Annotated in this window: 12 protein-coding genes; 8 read left to right on the forward strand and 4 right to left on the reverse strand. The window is 38.8% G+C overall.

All coding sequences use genetic code 11. The features are described 5' to 3' along the window. Positions 1-365: 365 nt before the first annotated feature. Positions 366-2180 (reverse strand): EAL domain-containing protein, encoded by a 1815-nt coding sequence (locus H6G40_RS00735; RefSeq protein WP_190537128.1) that lies wholly within the window; start codon positions 2178-2180, stop codon positions 366-368. Between the two features lie 836 nt (positions 2181-3016). Between H6G40_RS00735 and H6G40_RS00740 the strand changes: the two genes are divergently transcribed. The 3 genes from H6G40_RS00740 (at position 3017) to H6G40_RS00750 (ending at position 7444) form a co-directional block, all read left to right on the forward strand. Further along, positions 3017-4543, forward strand: a complete 1527-nt coding sequence (locus H6G40_RS00740; protein WP_069474822.1) for a bifunctional aminoglycoside phosphotransferase/ATP-binding protein — start codon at positions 3017-3019, stop codon at positions 4541-4543. A gap of 46 nt (positions 4544-4589) precedes the next feature. After that, the gene (locus H6G40_RS00745; protein WP_002740192.1) at positions 4590-5153 is read left to right on the forward strand and encodes a Uma2 family endonuclease; all 564 of its coding nucleotides are present in this window, start codon (positions 4590-4592) and stop codon (positions 5151-5153) included. Between the two features lie 239 nt (positions 5154-5392). After that, positions 5393-7444: an FAD-dependent oxidoreductase gene (locus H6G40_RS00750; protein WP_069474823.1), complete on the forward strand. Its 2052-nt coding sequence runs from the start codon at positions 5393-5395 to the stop codon at positions 7442-7444. Positions 7445-7612: 168 nt separating this feature from the next. Here the strand turns inward: H6G40_RS00750 and H6G40_RS00755 are convergent, their stop codons facing one another. Further along, entirely contained in the window at positions 7613-11011 is a 3399-nt protein-coding gene (locus H6G40_RS00755; protein ID WP_069474824.1) for a HypX (modular protein), read from the reverse strand. 429 nt (positions 11012-11440) lie between these two features. Between H6G40_RS00755 and H6G40_RS00760 the strand changes: the two genes are divergently transcribed. After that, positions 11441-11836 carry a hypothetical protein gene (locus H6G40_RS00760; RefSeq protein WP_069474825.1) on the forward strand — a complete coding sequence of 132 codons (396 nt, stop codon included), beginning with the start codon at positions 11441-11443 and terminating at the stop codon, positions 11834-11836. Positions 11837-11840: 4 nt separating this feature from the next. After that, complete coding sequence (locus H6G40_RS00765; protein ID WP_130756818.1) at positions 11841-12134, forward strand: hypothetical protein; 294 nt, start codon at positions 11841-11843, stop codon at positions 12132-12134. Here the strand turns inward: H6G40_RS00765 and H6G40_RS23595 are convergent. Continuing rightward, entirely contained in the window at positions 12120-12242 is a 123-nt protein-coding gene (locus tag H6G40_RS23595) for a hypothetical protein (RefSeq protein WP_002750010.1), read from the reverse strand. The genes H6G40_RS00765 and H6G40_RS23595 overlap by 15 nt on opposite strands. Positions 12243-12610: 368 nt before the next feature. On the opposite strand from H6G40_RS23595, the gene H6G40_RS00770 reads away from it, so the two are divergent. The 3 genes from H6G40_RS00770 (at position 12611) to H6G40_RS22955 (ending at position 14571) form a co-directional block, all read left to right on the forward strand. Beyond that, on the forward strand, positions 12611-13345 hold the full coding sequence (locus H6G40_RS00770) for a hypothetical protein (protein ID WP_242028686.1): 735 nt from the start codon (positions 12611-12613) through the stop codon (positions 13343-13345). A 316-nt stretch (positions 13346-13661) separates the two neighbouring features. Next, on the forward strand, positions 13662-14336 hold the full coding sequence (locus H6G40_RS00775; RefSeq protein ID WP_242028687.1) for a gluzincin family metallopeptidase: 675 nt from the start codon (positions 13662-13664) through the stop codon (positions 14334-14336). Between the two features lie 19 nt (positions 14337-14355). After that, a complete protein-coding gene (locus H6G40_RS22955) occupies positions 14356-14571 on the forward strand; it encodes a hypothetical protein (RefSeq protein ID WP_242028688.1) in 216 nt (71 codons plus the stop codon). 3 nt (positions 14572-14574) lie between these two features. On the opposite strand, the gene H6G40_RS00780 is transcribed toward H6G40_RS22955, so the two are convergent. Further along, the gene (locus H6G40_RS00780; protein WP_069474827.1) at positions 14575-15411 is read right to left on the reverse strand and encodes a hypothetical protein; all 837 of its coding nucleotides are present in this window, start codon (positions 15409-15411) and stop codon (positions 14575-14577) included. Between the last annotated feature and the right edge of the window lie 59 nt (positions 15412-15470).

The raw sequence follows: 15470 nt of genomic DNA on the forward strand, positions 1-15470 counted from the left end.
AGTTTCCCTCTAAATACACAACTAATTGTTAACCCTATAGTATGTAATTAAACCAGACTCTGGATCGAGCAGTACCCCGCCGCCACAAATTTCTGCTGCTGACAGGTTCGGCAAGAGCCTCACGCTAGAATGAGTAGGTATTTGATACTAGATAATCTGTTCAGATCATACCGGAATCAGTGACCAAAATCAGTTATCAGTTATCAGTTATCAGTTATCAGTTATCAGTTATCAGTTATCAGTGGAAAGTCGCAAGTGGGGAGAATACACAAAAGCTGCCTCCTGTCTCCTGACTGGAAAGAGGGTGTGGGGAAAGAAACCTCTTTCATCTGTGCTGGTGAAAATTTTTTCATCGGGACTAACTCCTAATTCCCAACTGAGAGGGTGCGGTGGGTGTGGAGAAATGTCGTCATTTCCTCCACAGCTAGAGGGGAACTGATGCGATTGCCTTGCATTCTCTCACAACCTAATTCTTGCAGGATTTCTAATTGTTGTTGGGTTTCTACTCCCTTGGCGATCGCTATTAAGTTAAAACTTTTCGCTACCGCCAGCAATGACGAGATAAAACGGGTATCTTGGGGAGTATCAGTGAGTTTTTTTGTTAAAGATTGCTCTATTTTCAGTTTTTTCACGGGAAATTGACCGAGATAGGCGATCGAAGCGTAACCGCTGCCAAAATCATCGAGGGTAATACTAATACCCAATTTCTGCAAATCCCCAAGAATTCGACCGGTTTCGCGGCTATTTTCCAGTAAACTTGTCTCAGTTATTTCTACCTCCAGAAAGAAAGGCCCGATTTGGGTTTCAGTCAAGACTTCTTTGAGGTTGGTGAGCAACTGGGGATCACGCAATTGGTGTGGGGACAAATTGATCGAGATGGGGGTGTATAATAATCCCCGCTGCTGCCATATTTGTGCCTGTTGACAGGCATTTTTTAGTACCCAACGATTAAGCTCAAGGATTAAGTCGCTTTCTTCGACTAAGGGTAAAAAACGATTAGGGGGGATTAATCCGAATTGAGGGTGTAACCAGCACAATAATGCCTCCAATCCTTCCACTTGCCCCTGAATGATATTAACTTGCGGTTGATAGTAAAGAGCTAATTCATTATTTCTCATTGCCTGATAGAGAAAATATTCAACTTTAGAACTACGAGTATTTTTGGGGTGAACATTAACCGACTCTATCTGGGAGTTATCATTTATATTATTCTTAACTGCTACTAAATTTTCCTCCAGTTTCTGTAATATTACTTTCCTGTCTGTGCCGTCGGGGGGATAGATAACTGAACCTAAACTTAATCGCACGACTAGGGAGTGATTTTCGATTTCATTATTACTTTCTAGGGTTTTAATAATTCTTTGACCAACCTTTTCTAGATCATTAGCATCATTAATTTGTGACAGCAGGATAATAAATTCGTACCCTCTCCAATGGGCGACTATATCCTCTGATCGCAAACTTTTTCTTAAACGTTCAATTAAGATTTTTAATAGTTTGTTCCCCAGTCGATAACCTAGTTGATTGTTGACATTTCTTAGCTGCCCTACATCCAATAATAATAGCCCGATCAGTTGATTATTTTTCTGGGCATTATTAATAGCACTTGAGAGGTGTTCATTAAAGAGGGAACGGTTAGGTAAATCCTTGAGAACAACCGAAGAATATTCCTCTTGAATCTTGCTATTAAAACTTATGATTTGCGATGGAGCTTGACGGAGAATTAAGGTACTTTTTGCATGGGGGTCATTATGGCTAGAATTGGTTTCATTTTCCGTAGGTTTCCCTTGTAACTGTTTTATATTTTCAACTGATTCTCGCTCTATTTTTGCTTGACTAGCTATTAAATGAAAACTGGCATTTATATCACAGCCAAAGTTAATTAAATCACCATCTTTTAATTCATGAATTAAGCATTTAGACCCATTGACGTAAATGCCATTATGACTTTTATTTCCCTCTAAATCACCATCAAGAATCCAATAGGAAAATTTTTGGCGATCAATACTCTTTTTAATTAAAGTCGCATGATAGCGAGACGCGTGTTTAGAGCGAAGAACAATTTGATTATCAGACTTACGACCCAGAGAATATTTCATGTTCTCTAGGGTAATTGTTCTTCTACCTTGAGGATCTTCCACAATCAGGAGATAACGGGAATTGGATGAACCATTAATCATTTTTTCAGCACCTCGACAAAAGTGAAAATATAAGTTAATTTATTCTCTCAAAAGCTACGGCTTATTCGTCTTTAAGTTAATTTATTTTCTCAATAAAGTGTTGGGGGTAATTCGGAACAGTTACTTAACAGCAAATGTGTCACATCTTCGGGGTTCAAAGTCCGAGTCAACCAAAATCATTGTACTTCTTCACAGTGGAGACGTGGGCAAGTGTCCAACTGTTGTAAACTTTCTCCCCCAACGGCAATAACTCGTAAATTCAAATTCTGCTCTAGGCTGATCATAGTCGATAACATGGCTAAATGCTTGGTTTTTGATGGTAAAGATTGGATAAAGGTTTGATCGATCGATCTTCAAACTGTCGAAGGTGTATTTATAAATATAACTTAATCAGGAATAGCCGGCATCAAAATTATCTAAAACCAACTGCATCCCTAATTCCCGCAAGTCCCTTAAAGCTGAGTTGGCAAAGCTCTCATCCTGCATGATGCAGTTTTCATTAATTTAGACCTGCTGCATCTCACATTTGCAGAAATACCGACTATCAGCAACAAACCAATACAAATGTACGGGCAACCGTCTATAAGCATACCACTTGCAAAGCTAATGCTTTCTGAACTTTGGGAGAGGTGCTTCCTCCACGGACATCTAAAACCACACACGCGGGTTGCGAATTCCTGTCCTCCCTAACGGGTTTCGGGGAGTAGAAACCCTCAAGGTCCCAGATTGAGTGATAAAATCAGAAATAAAGCCCGATTTTAGCAGAGATTTTCCCTTTAAAAATCTCAACTTAGTAAATTTACAAAAATGAGATGTACCACCGAGGAGTTCTCCCTATGGATAGCAACCGATTAATCGAAGAATTAAAAAATCCCGACTTTTATCCTCATTCTGTCAAAATTCCCGTTGAAATTATCCAAACCCATGCTTCAATTATCTTCTTGACAGGAGATTATGCCTATAAAGTCAAGAAACCAGTTAATTATAATTTTTTGAATTTCTCCACTTTAGAAAAGAGAAAATATTATCTAGAACAGGAACTAGAGTTAAATAAAAAAGTTGCCGACAATATCTATCTGGAAGTTTTGTCAATTAATGAAGAACAGGGTAGCATAAGTTTAAATGGAGAAGGAAAAGTGATAGAATATATTTTAAAAATGAATCAGTTTCCCCAAGAATGTTTACTCAGTAAAATTTTTGAACGGGGAGAACTAACGGAAAAAGCGATCGAGTCTTTGGCTGAAAAAGTGGCACAATTTCATCGGCAAGCTGTGAGTAATTCCTATATTATTCAGTTTGGTGATTTAGAAGTTATTAAACAAGCTTTTGATGAAAACTACCAACAAACCGAGAAATATATTAATTTTGTCCAAACCCAAAAACAATACGATGAAACAAAAGCTTATACAGATAAATTTTTCGCAGAACACCGAGATTGGTTAGAGGAAAGACAAATAAAAGGGATGATTCGCGAATGTCATGGAGACCTACATTTAAATAATATCTGTCAGTGGCAGGGAGAAATACAATTATTTGATCGCATAGAATTTAATGAATCTTTTCGCTTCGTTGATGTCATGTATGATCTTGCTTTTACAGCCATGGATTTAACCGCTAGGGGGAGAGAAGATTTCGCTAATTTATTTGTCAATACTTATTTAGAACAAACCGCTGACTGGGAGGGTTTAAAAGTCTTGCCTCTCTACCTGACTAGACAAGCGTATGTGAGGGCAAAAGTCAATAGTTTTCTGCTTGATGGTGACACTTTTTCTGAGAAAATTAAAGCAGATGCACAGGATTATTATCAATTAGCTTGGCAGTACACACAACCGCAGAAACCGAGATTAATTCTGATGTCGGGATTTTCTGCATCGGGTAAGAGTACCATAGGGAAAGTAATTGCTAAAAATCTTAATGCTATTCAGATTCGTTCCGATGCAGTTCGCAAACATTTGGCTGGAATTGACTTAAATCAAACAGGAAGTCTAGATATATATAGTCTCGAAATGAGTCAAAAAACCTTCACTAGACTAGCGGAATTAGCCCGAATTTTAATAACTTTAGGTTATCCAGTTATTCTCGATGCACGCTACGATAAATATGCTTGGCGAGAACCCTTATTAACCTATGCCCAAAATTTAAAGATTCCTTTTCATATCGTCCATTGTCACGCACCTATAGAAGTTTTAAAACAACGGATTGCCGCTAGAAAAGGCGATATTTCTGACGCTACTATCGAGGTGTTAAATGCCCAAATTGAGAAAACAGAACCTTTTAATGAAAAAGAACAACCCTATCTAATTTCCCTAGACACTACTAATCCCGATTGGCGAGAATTTTTAGAGAGTCAATTAGGTAAATAGGTTGATATGAATCAATGATATAAAGTAGCAAAAAGGAGAAGCGATTATGAAAACTGTAGTGTTAAATCTAGAGACAGTTAATCTGACCGATGAACAATTTTATCATCTCTGTCAGGCTAATCAAACATGGAATTTAGAACGTAATCAAAAAGGAGAATTATTAATTATGCCTCCCGTGGGTGGAAATAGTGGTAATCGAGAAGCTGATTTAATTGCTGATGTAACGATTTGGAATCGTCAAAGTAATTCTGGTAAAGTCTTTAGTTCTTCGACAATTTTTCGTTTACCAAAAGGAGGATATCGTTCTCCTGATGTTGCTTGGATAAAACGGGAAAGATGGGAAGCTTTGAGCGCAGAAGAGCGAGAAAAGTTCCCACCTTTGTGTCCTGATTTTGTGATTGAATTACGTTCTCGTAGCGATTCCTTAACCTCTTTACGCGAAAAGATGCGCGAATATTTAGCCAGTGGTTTACGTTTGGGTTGGTTGATTAATCCTCAACAGCAGCAGGTGGAAATCTACCGACTAAATAGCGGTGTGGAAATTATTAATTTGCCTGCGATTTTATCCGGGGAAGATGTCTTACCTGGGTTTGTTTTGAATTTAACTTAGCAAGGATGACAGGGAATAACAAAGGGAATGACACCGAATCAGGATATCTTTGTCAAAACATTTCCAGAAAAGCGATCGATTGTCAGATTGAAGGTGTATAATCTCTTAAAGGCCAGCATCAAGCTACAAAGTTCTCAATATATCCCAAAAAAAACAATCAGGATTTCAGGAACAGATGCTCTGGCTACTTCTTCAAAGAAAGAAGAAACTCTCAGCCACAACATTGATATTTGTCAATAATGTCCCCTAAAATTTTCAATCATCACTTTACTCCTCTTAAATCCCTCTCTCTGGGATTATTTCTCCTACAAGCTTTCACTCCCCTCACCCTAGCAGCCCCCCCGCGAGAACCGGATCAAACCGTCGGCTGTGATATTCTGGTGGTGGGTGGTGGTTTAGCCGGTGCCGGTGCGGCCTACGAAGCCTTATTATTAGGAAAAACCGTCTGTTTAACCGAGATTACCGACTGGGTGGGGGGACAGATATCTTCTCAGGGAACCTCCGCATTAGATGAAAGACGGACACAAAGAGAAAAATTATTTTTCCCGAAAGGTTATCTAGAATTTAGGGAAAGAATTAGAAAGCATTACAGCAAACAAAACCCCGGGGAATGTTGGGTAAGTGGGTCTTGTTTTTTCCCTTTTGATGGACATAAATTATTATTTCAACAGTTAGAAGACGCTGCCAAAAAAGGTAAAGGAACCCTGAAATGGTTTCCCTCCACGGTAGTCAAAGAATTAAATATTGAAACTTTACCCAATCGCGGCACTGGTCAACAGATTACCAGTGTAATTGCTATTCAACATAGTCCCGCAAAAGGTACTCCTCCCCTAAATACCGAGTTTTTATCGCAAAAAATGGCGGATATCTATCGCTACGAAAATTCTCCCCGTTTTGATAAAAAAATCCTCCGTTTTGTCTCCAAATCCTCCCAACCGAATCAATTAGCAGATTGGTATGTGATTGAAGCGACCGAAACCGGAGAAATCATCGGATTATCAGATATTCCCTACCGTTTAGGGGTCGATAAGCGCAGTTATCTCGAACCTTCTTCCTCTAGCGTCACTGGCGACCCCTACTGTACCCAAGGCTTTACCTATACCTTCGCCATGGAGGAAACAGAAAAACCACAAACCCACGAGAAACCCGTTTATTATGAACGCTATGCCCCCTATTTTAGCTATGAATTGCCGCGATTAGCCGATTTTGACCTAGTTTTCACCTATCGTCGTATCTGGAGTCCGCAACTGGGTAAAGAGAAAACCTTTGGGGGAATTACTTTTACCGAACCCGTCCCGGGGGATATTTCCATGCAGAATTGGACCTGGGGAAATGATTACCGTCCGGGGACTGCGAAGGATAACTTTATCTACACCCGTGAACAGTTGCAAGAGTTAGGACAGTTATCTCCGGGGGGATGGATGGGAGGATTACGCACAGAAACCCTCGCAAGGGGCGAAGAACACGCCATTTCCTACTATTATTGGTTAGTAGAAGGAACCACCGATTCCCAGTTAGGGGACGGGGTAAAAGTTCCCCATTTGAATAACCGTTATCTGTCTGGTTTTGATTCTCCCATGGGAACTGCCCACGGTTTGTCAAAATATCCCTATATTCGGGAAGCAAGACGGATTATCGGTCGTCCTTCCCTGACTTTCCCCACTGGTTTTACCGTCACAGAAATCGATATTTCCCGACAAAATTTTCAAAGCGATTTCTATCGTCAAAATCTTTCCCCGGCAGAATATCGGCGCTTAATTGCCACCTTGGCAAGATTAGAGGGATTTTCCGTACTTGATGGCACATTATCCCCCGATCAGGCCGTTAAACGCAAGCGATCGACTATTTACCCCGATTCCGTCGGTATCGGTCACTATGCGATTGATTTTCATCCCTGCATGACGGAACATCCCCCCGAAAAACCGGGTAATACAGAAAAAGCAGGAGAAAGACAGGGACAGGGCCAAGCTTACCCCTTCGAGATCCCTTTAAGGGCTATAATTCCCCAAAAAATCGATAATTTACTGATAGCGGGTAAAAGTATCGCTCTCAGTCATATTGCCGCGGCCGCCTATCGTGTCCATTCCTTCGAGTGGTCCTCTGGGGTAGCTGCTGGCATCACGGCAGTGTATGCTTTAAATAATAATGTACTGCCCTATCAATTAGTAGAAAGTGATTTTCTCATCGGGAATAAACAACTGCGAGAATTACGGCAAAAAATCGACGCTAGTGGTAATCCCACTGTGTTCCCCGATGCCTCAATTTTCCGGTCGATGGATAATTGGTATTAATTAGGGTCTGCTGAAAAAGTTTGTTGGTGGGGTTAGGGTGCAGGGTCTGGGGTTTTAAGCTAAGACGCATTTTAACCCCCCTATCCTTAGATTGGCTGAATCTCCCCCAATCCCTTTACTGTTGCAAGAGTGCCTCATCTCAACAAGTAATTTAAGTGGGTGGGCAGCTTACACTTTGTCGCCGCGAAGTATTTTGAATATATCAGTGACAATTCTGTTTCTAATTTCCTCTAAAGAACCTGATTTGCCAGAATTTTTCTGACTTTCCAAGTAACTTTTAACCCCTTTAAATTGTTGTTCTAGATGACCACTATAGCGATTTTGTCCCAAAGAATAATCAGGATTATTCGATCTTATAATAGTTTGAGCATCGTGTAAATCATTCAAAAGATAGGCGACCTCTGGCCAATAGCTACTATATTTTTCGTAGTTATACAAAAAGAGAATTACTCGACAGGTTGCCGCAAAAATTTTCCCTTTAGCGGTAAACTGAGTTAACCGGTGAGGATATAAGCCTCTAATTTGAAAATCTTCGGGCATTTTTTGATCTTTATTTGGCTTTTGCTCGGTAAATATTCGCTGAAGATAGGTTTTTTCTCCTCTTTTTTCATCCACTGTTCCCTCAGATGCAATTGCCGCTCCTAAAGTAAACCTTTTCATCGCCATACGAATACGTTCTTCTAATCCTTCTTCCTGATTATCTTTACAAAGTTCCACCAGTCCCAACCCAAATAAAAGAAGACTAGCGTGAATACCAAATAAATAAACTTTATTATCTGAATTTGAGTCAAGGTAAGTTAATGCTGACATGGGTAGCTGTATAATTTTTTCTTGAATACCAAATATTTCTTCAATACTAAATGAAGAAGCTTTATTGTCTGGATTGTCTGGCATAGTTGGCTGTGTAATTTCTTCTTGAGATTGACTAGATTCATTAAATGTTTTTTGAATTTTTTGATAAAACTCGTCTAAGTTTCTGCTGCCCTTTCCGATTTCAATAGTTTTTTGATAAAACTCGTCTAAGTGGCTGCTGCCCTTTCCGATTTCAATAATTGGGGGAATGGTTTGCACATAAATATCATTGTATTGCTCATAAAATATAATAGTCGAATCCGGTTTTAATCCACTAAACTCTGTTTTCTGTTTACCACTATAATTTTTTATCTGTTGATAAGATTTTCTGCCTCGCTCTCCATAACAATCAAGAGCATTTTTAATTAAACGTTCGGCCCATTCTAGACAATTTTGGCGGCTAAATTTTCCCTTTAATAGCTTGGTGTCTCCGACATAGGCGGTGATTAAATAAGACCAAATTTGATACACTGTCCAGTAAGCATAGTAATTAGCATCACCGTCTCTAGCCGCATAAATACGAGCTTTTTCTAAGAGACGAAGAGGTTCAATTAATAAATGAGTTTTGGGATTGGGTAATTGAGCAATGTAAGGGAAAAAGATATAAATTTTAGCGCGGTGAGAATAGATACGAGATAGATAATAGAAAAAAGGATGAGCATTAGTTTGAGAGTATTCACCAATGATTGCGTATTCTTTCAAATATTCCTGCAAATATTCTTCAGCAGTGTTCAAACATTCTTCAGCTTTACGAATTGCAGAACCCCTTTCTTGATGGTCACGCTCCTCATCTTCAAGGTCTGTATAAAAATGATAATCAAATAGACAGATATAGTAGAGACTAACTAATAGTTTATCGTCTAGTCGTCCCTTTTCGATATGGGGTTTAATAACCTCAAGATATTTTTGGGCAATACGATAGAGACCCTCTTGAAGATATACTTGAATAATTGCCAAATGTGCTTCATAGGCCACCATACTCCAAGCTTGATTATTATTAACTTCCTTGAAATTTCTCTCATCCCAATTGCGATATTTATCCTTAAACAGCTTTTTTTCTAAATAATCTTGCATAGCCCTGAGAGAGAAAGGGTAGAATTTTATCCATTTTTCTGCTTTTTCTAGTATGTATTTTTCCTCAATTCTCTGACAAAGTTGTTGTAGATATTGCTGAGAATCAATTGCCGTTTTTTCAATGGCTCTCAGTCGAGCATGAAGGGCAGACTTAGCGGCAGATTCTAGAAGATCAAATCCATAAAATTCTCCTGTTGCTAATTCTTGATCGGCGACAATTTGATTATAATTAATTTCACCTTCTAGAGATTTTTTCACATCTTCCTGTTTGCATAACTTAACCAGAGAATAAGACCAAACAGCACTATTTCTTGTATTGCCAATCACTTTATCTTCACTGACTATTTTTTGGGTGACAGGTAGATATCCTTGCTTTTTCAAAATATCTATCCCCTCAAACAAAAATCGATTAATTGCGGTGGTGATATGAGCGATAGGACTGCCTACACCTACCACTTCTTCACAAAATTCTAATCGACTGTTTGATTCTTCTTGCTTGAAAAATTGGCTGATTTCTTTTTCTTCTAAGGTTGGTTTTGGTTTCCAGTTCTCTGGGGGATAGACATAAAAATACACTCGCACCCTATAGGCTATCTGTTTTTCTAATCCTTGAGCATAATACTCATTTTCGTCTTCAGGATCATCGAGAAAATCGGTATTGATTAAACCTGTTTTGCCTCGGTATAATTTTAGGGGCAGAGGTTTGACCTTCTCAATTTCTAAATAGTCGATATAAACGGGAAATTTATCTCCTAATAAATTATTTTTAATAATTGAATTGCTCAGGCTTTCCAAAAAGAGATTGGATATGGAATCGCTAGTTAAATTATTCTGAACAAAATCTGGACATTGCCCGACAACAGTTTTAATTTGTCTGAGTCCAGCTTGAAATTCTGTCCGGCTCACTTCTCTTAAAATCTTATCAACCAAATCCTTGATAATTTCCTGCTCCGAGCCTGTTGATAAATGCTGATAATATTTTTTTAATCGGGGTTGAATATACTCTATAATCTGATTAACTAGGTTTAAAGATTCATCTAGATTTTGATTATCATTTGGGCCAAGGGATTTTAGGTAACTGTGTTGTTGTTTTTGGGAACTGTATAGATTAATGGCCTGTTTATAAAAGCTAACAACGTCTAGGGAATCCTGCTGTATTTCATCGGTAATGATCTCTTTTAACTGCTCAAGTAAACCAGCTTCGGGATGAACAAGTAATTTCAATTTATCCCTTTCATCCAGAGATAACTGTGCATATTTTTTGAGAACTCGTTGTTTTTCTTGTTGGGTAAACTTATTGATCATTTTCTGGGCTAAACTATCCTTATTTTTGGCTGACTCTCCTTGCCAATAAGCCTCCAGTGAGCTAAGAATAGTAACTAATTTCCCCAAGCTTAAACTGGGTACCCGCTCCTCGCGTTCCTTTTCTTGGTAACGCTCTCCCATCACCGAACGCAGCACTCGCCGGACAAAAATGCGATTTTGTCCCCATTGTTTGGCTATTTTGTACTCATTCGGTTTGGGACTATCCTCACTAATGTCCAAATCGGTCAAATTGTTGAGGAGATGCAAATACACCGCAGCATCTCTTTTTCGGTCTTCATCGCTTTGTCTTTGATTTTCTGTGTCCAGATCGCTCATAGGTTTAGATGTTACTCTGATGATTTAGCCCTAGATGCCCGTTTTGATCAATAGTTATGTTCATATAATACAGGCTAATCTGGGGGATGTGCATAAAAAATCTGCATTAATTTTTGTAAACCTTGTTAAAATTATCGGTAATTGGTTTGTTAGCCTTCGTAGTGAAACCCTGTAGATGTAGGAAAGAGGTTGCTGATGACGGAAGAGACCGATAGGGTATCCATCACTGAACTGGTGAGGGCGGCTTTTTATATGTGCATTTTCTACGCTAATACATGAAGAGTATGTACATCTTGACCATTGTTCAGTTTTTTGACAACATAGTTGGACGACGTGATATATTTTATACCGTTTTTGTAACACTTTGTAACACCTTTGCTCAGACCAAACTAGATTTGGTTGAATTTGCACTTAATGTATGAAGGGTAGATGTTGCGGAAAATAATTCAATGGATTATCTTTGGGGTTGTATTAGCAATTGTTCCACTTGTAGTAGCACTTTTAATTAGAGCTACTCGGGGACAATCCACTGAACTTGTTGATTTGTTGAGAAACGGTGAACTGTTTCTCGTAACGGCCGGTATTGTGGGTGCTGCTATTGGGGATCTTTTAGGAGGCAATAGAACTCAACCTATCTTTGAGCTATTCTCTGGAGGTGCGTGCGTTTTAATCTTGGTTGTTTCTTCCATATTATATGCCGATGTTTCCGCTGCTCATGCGTCCCAACAAACAGTGAATATTGCTGTAATTGAAAGATCTTCACTATGGCTATTTTCTGGGGGTGTTGTTTCGAGTTTCTTCTGTGTCGTTTTTTCGGAGCTATAGTTTTATGGAGACGATCGCAATAGTAACATCCTTATTAGCTATTTGCAGTTCAGCGATTTCCTTAATTGCAAAATATAGATTCCAGAGGCGAGAACGAAATAATCCAAAAATGCTCAATAAAAAGTCAGCAGAAGGGCAGCGGCAGCAACAATTGAGGCAAATGGAAGAGAAAATAGAGTTAATGCGCTCATTTTCTAGTTCTAAGAGTGGTGACATGAGTGAGTATAAAAAACTCGCGCTCGACATAAGCGATTCTGCTTCTCGAATTGTAGATGAGTTAGAATCAGACAAGTTTTAGCAACACAATTCCTAACCCGTAGTAATCTGCACCCAACAAGTTGTTGAGGAGATGCAAATACACCGCAGCATCTCTTTGTCTTTGATTTTCTGTGTCCAGATCGCTCATAGGTTTAGATGTTACTCTGATGATTCAGCCCTAGATGCCCGTTTTGATCGATAGTTATGTTCATATAATACAGGCTAATCTGGGGGATGTGCATAAAAAATCTGCATTAATTTTTGTAAACCTTGTTAAAATTATCGGTAATTGGTTTGTTAGCATTTGTAGTGCAACCCTGTAGATGATTGTAGGAAAGAGGTTGCTGATGACCGAAGAGACCGATAGGGTATCGATCACTGAACTGGTGAGGGCGGTTTTTATATGTACGTTTTGTACTCTAATACATGAAAAATTTTTAACTTTGTCACTGTATGTACACACTGAAAAAATATTCTGTACATAATGTACATATTCGACAATTTTCGTCAGAATAAATGGACAAGGTTATTTTATCTCGTTTTTGTAACACAATGCCAAAACAGTTAGAAAAGAAAAAAACAACTGAATTAGAAGATATAGCCATTAGGTTGTCCGGCTCAGACTCGCCCGGTGGCGCAGGAGAGGAGCTTCGCAGCTTCACTAGCTCTCCGTCCAAAAGCCTTCAGCCCAAACCCGAGCCGGGGGACACTCAGCGAGTCCAATTGCCCACGGATTTGCCAGTTCAATTTGAACTTGTAGATAAGTATCAATCGAAATTTACTCAAGCATCCAAATTCAAATATCGCCTCCGACACCAAGGTATCCCTTTATACGGCTCCTCGATCATTGTTGATTTAGACGAAGACAATAAATTTTTGTTTGCAAACTCGTCTGAAGTTGCTCAAGATGAAGCTGTAAAAAAAGGATTTCCTGACAAAAATCCGAAAGTTCCTGAAGAAGATTTAAAAGATTCGATCTACAAATATTGTCTTAAGAAGGGTGAGCCTATTTCCCGAGAAGCCCTAAAGGATTGTGATATTAATCCCCAGCTTTACTATTATTTCAAACACTTTTCTAATGGCTCCAGTCACAAGCTATGGAGACTTGTTTATGTTACGAACATTAAAGTTATGGCTCCAACCAGTGGCGGAAAATCTGTTGGAACATCACTGGAATTAACTGATTATATGATAGATGCCCACACAGGTGAGATAATCCTCGAACTCTCAAATTTGAGAACCTTCTGCTAAAAGAGTTCTGTCCATAACCTACTGCCAAACTGTCTATCGTTTGGAGATATTTACCCAAATATCCCTAACTATTGGGCTGGTTTTGGTAAACTTTTTTTGCATTATTCAAATATAACTCACTTTTTAACAGGAAATAAGTAGGTAGGTGTTAAAAACTTTCAGACACCACCCTTATTAAGGGGGGATCGACTTTCTGTGGCTTTGCTTTGCCTAAATTCTGGCAATTTTGCCATCTTGACACATTGGGCGACTTTCTAACAAGATTAATTACTTAACCACTGACTGGAACTTATAAATTTATCGGGGGCAAAAACTCATGTTCTGCACAGAATGCCATGGCGCACCATCTAATGGTAACTGCGGGCTTCCACAAACTTATAATTTGAGATATAGAGATTATTCCTCTAATATCACTCTCACTGACCACTCATTAGTCGATGATCCTTGTCACGATTCTTGCCAACAAGCTCGCAATAATGTTGAAACCGTTGCCCAGTTTATCAACAGTCCCACCAGTAAATTCAAGCCACTAGATAGATATGAAGCTATCATTAATGTTGCCAGCATAAAGCATCGCTTTTGCCCTGCCGCATGGTACACAAAACGAGCCTTATTTGCACAAAGACTAATTGATGGCAGAAACCGTTCCTATGGAACCGATATCACAGTAGTAGCGCATGAATTTTGTCATGGTTTAATTCAGCAAATTGAGGAAGGAGATAATGAGTTTACAGAAAAAAAAGCACTTGAAGAATCTTTTTGTGATATATTTGCGGTTTTAGTGCGTAACTATCATAGGGATGATGGTTGTTATCGGAATAATCCTCATAATTGGCTGTGGGATGTGGGAGAAAACTTTCAAGAAGGAACTGGATCCCTGAGACGATTAGATACATTACTTTCTTTAAGGTTTACAGATGCAGGGTCTGTCTATGGACAAATTGATTGGAATACGGCCGAGAATTATCATGAACTTTCCTTGATTCTATAGTCATGCTTTTTATCGATTGATGACAATTCATAACACTGTCATCAATGGACAGCCTCTTTTTAATGGCGAATTTGCTCTTAATCTATTCGGCGCTGTTCTAGAAGATATTTCCGAGCTCGATAGTTTCTCTGAGAGTCGTAGAGTATTTGAAAAAAGAGCCGAAGTATCACTTAACGCTTCTCCTCACCAATTAGATGCTATTGATCAAGCATTTATTGATGTAGGAATTAAGTAAATATTAGCTAACTAAATTGACTGTTAAGCAATCGCTTGGCACTTTTTTAATGTCAGTTTTAAAAAGCCATTTAACCAAGGGATTACCATTTTGTTCCAAGCGGGCAGTTAAATTTAACTTAGTCCTCACCAATTGCATATTCTTAGGGACTTTGACAATCATGTGCATAAATTTACTTCCTTGAACTCCTTTTCCCTGTGCTTTTCGATATTCCCAATCAGCCTTATATTCCCCAACTCCTGTGGCTATAATTGTTGGTTGTAATTCGGGGTATTCTAGGGCAAAATCTGTTCCTCCTAAACTTGCCTGAGCTTCCTTAAACTTGATATTGGGGGACAGACTAACTTTACAGTTACGCTTGATTTCCTGATTGATTTCCAACGGATATAGATCAAAAGCAATAGCCCGGTTTTGTTGATTATCGGGCAGTAAATCAACAGAAAATTTAGCTTGAGTAATTTGAAATTTATCTTCTCCACTATTACGAAGAGAACAGGCAAAACGGACTAAAAAAAACTTTGCCTCATTCTGTTTTACCTTTAACCAAGAGGGAATTGCACCAGAATAAAGTTTAGCTAATGGCCAAACTTCTGGTTGTCCGATGCTAACAATTGGTACATAGCTGGGCTGTGAGGGAGGTGAGATAAATCTAAAATTTTCTTCCGCAAGAGGTGACATAAATCCAAAATTTTCTTCCGCAAGAGGTGACATAAATCTAAATTTTTCTTCCGCAAGAGGTGACATAAATCTAAATTTTTCTTCCGCAATTTGTTCGTTGTCCAATTCTAGTGGCCCTTGCCAAAGAATATGCTGAATTGTTTCAGGAGTAGATAATAACATATCAATTCAATCCGTTAACTTGTTCAATTATCAACAGTATATCGCCAAAATAGAGAAAA

Origin of the sequence: Microcystis viridis FACHB-1342, from assembly GCF_014698335.1 — a bacterium.
Taxonomy (GTDB): Bacteria; Cyanobacteriota; Cyanobacteriia; order Cyanobacteriales; family Microcystaceae; genus Microcystis; species Microcystis ichthyoblabe_A.

Bases quoted from the DNA above. Each gene is read 5' to 3' on its own strand.
- H6G40_RS00735 (WP_190537128.1), bottom strand. From the start codon at position 2,180: ATGATTAATGGTTCATCCAATTCCCGTTATCTCCTGATTGTGGAAGAT.
- H6G40_RS00740 (WP_069474822.1), top strand. From the start codon at position 3,017: ATGGATAGCAACCGATTAATCGAAGAATTAAAAAATCCCGACTTTTAT.
- H6G40_RS00745 (WP_002740192.1), top strand. From the start codon at position 4,590: ATGAAAACTGTAGTGTTAAATCTAGAGACAGTTAATCTGACCGATGAA.
- H6G40_RS00750 (WP_069474823.1), top strand. From the start codon at position 5,393: ATGTCCCCTAAAATTTTCAATCATCACTTTACTCCTCTTAAATCCCTC.
- H6G40_RS00755 (WP_069474824.1), bottom strand. From the start codon at position 11,011: ATGAGCGATCTGGACACAGAAAATCAAAGACAAAGCGATGAAGACCGA.
- H6G40_RS00760 (WP_069474825.1), top strand. From the start codon at position 11,441: ATGTTGCGGAAAATAATTCAATGGATTATCTTTGGGGTTGTATTAGCA.
- H6G40_RS00765 (WP_130756818.1), top strand. From the start codon at position 11,841: ATGGAGACGATCGCAATAGTAACATCCTTATTAGCTATTTGCAGTTCA.
- H6G40_RS23595 (WP_002750010.1), bottom strand. From the start codon at position 12,242: ATGAGCGATCTGGACACAGAAAATCAAAGACAAAGAGATGCTGCGGTG.
- H6G40_RS00770 (WP_242028686.1), top strand. From the start codon at position 12,611: ATGGACAAGGTTATTTTATCTCGTTTTTGTAACACAATGCCAAAACAG.
- H6G40_RS00775 (WP_242028687.1), top strand. From the start codon at position 13,662: ATGTTCTGCACAGAATGCCATGGCGCACCATCTAATGGTAACTGCGGG.
- H6G40_RS22955 (WP_242028688.1), top strand. From the start codon at position 14,356: ATGACAATTCATAACACTGTCATCAATGGACAGCCTCTTTTTAATGGC.
- H6G40_RS00780 (WP_069474827.1), bottom strand. From the start codon at position 15,411: ATGTTATTATCTACTCCTGAAACAATTCAGCATATTCTTTGGCAAGGG.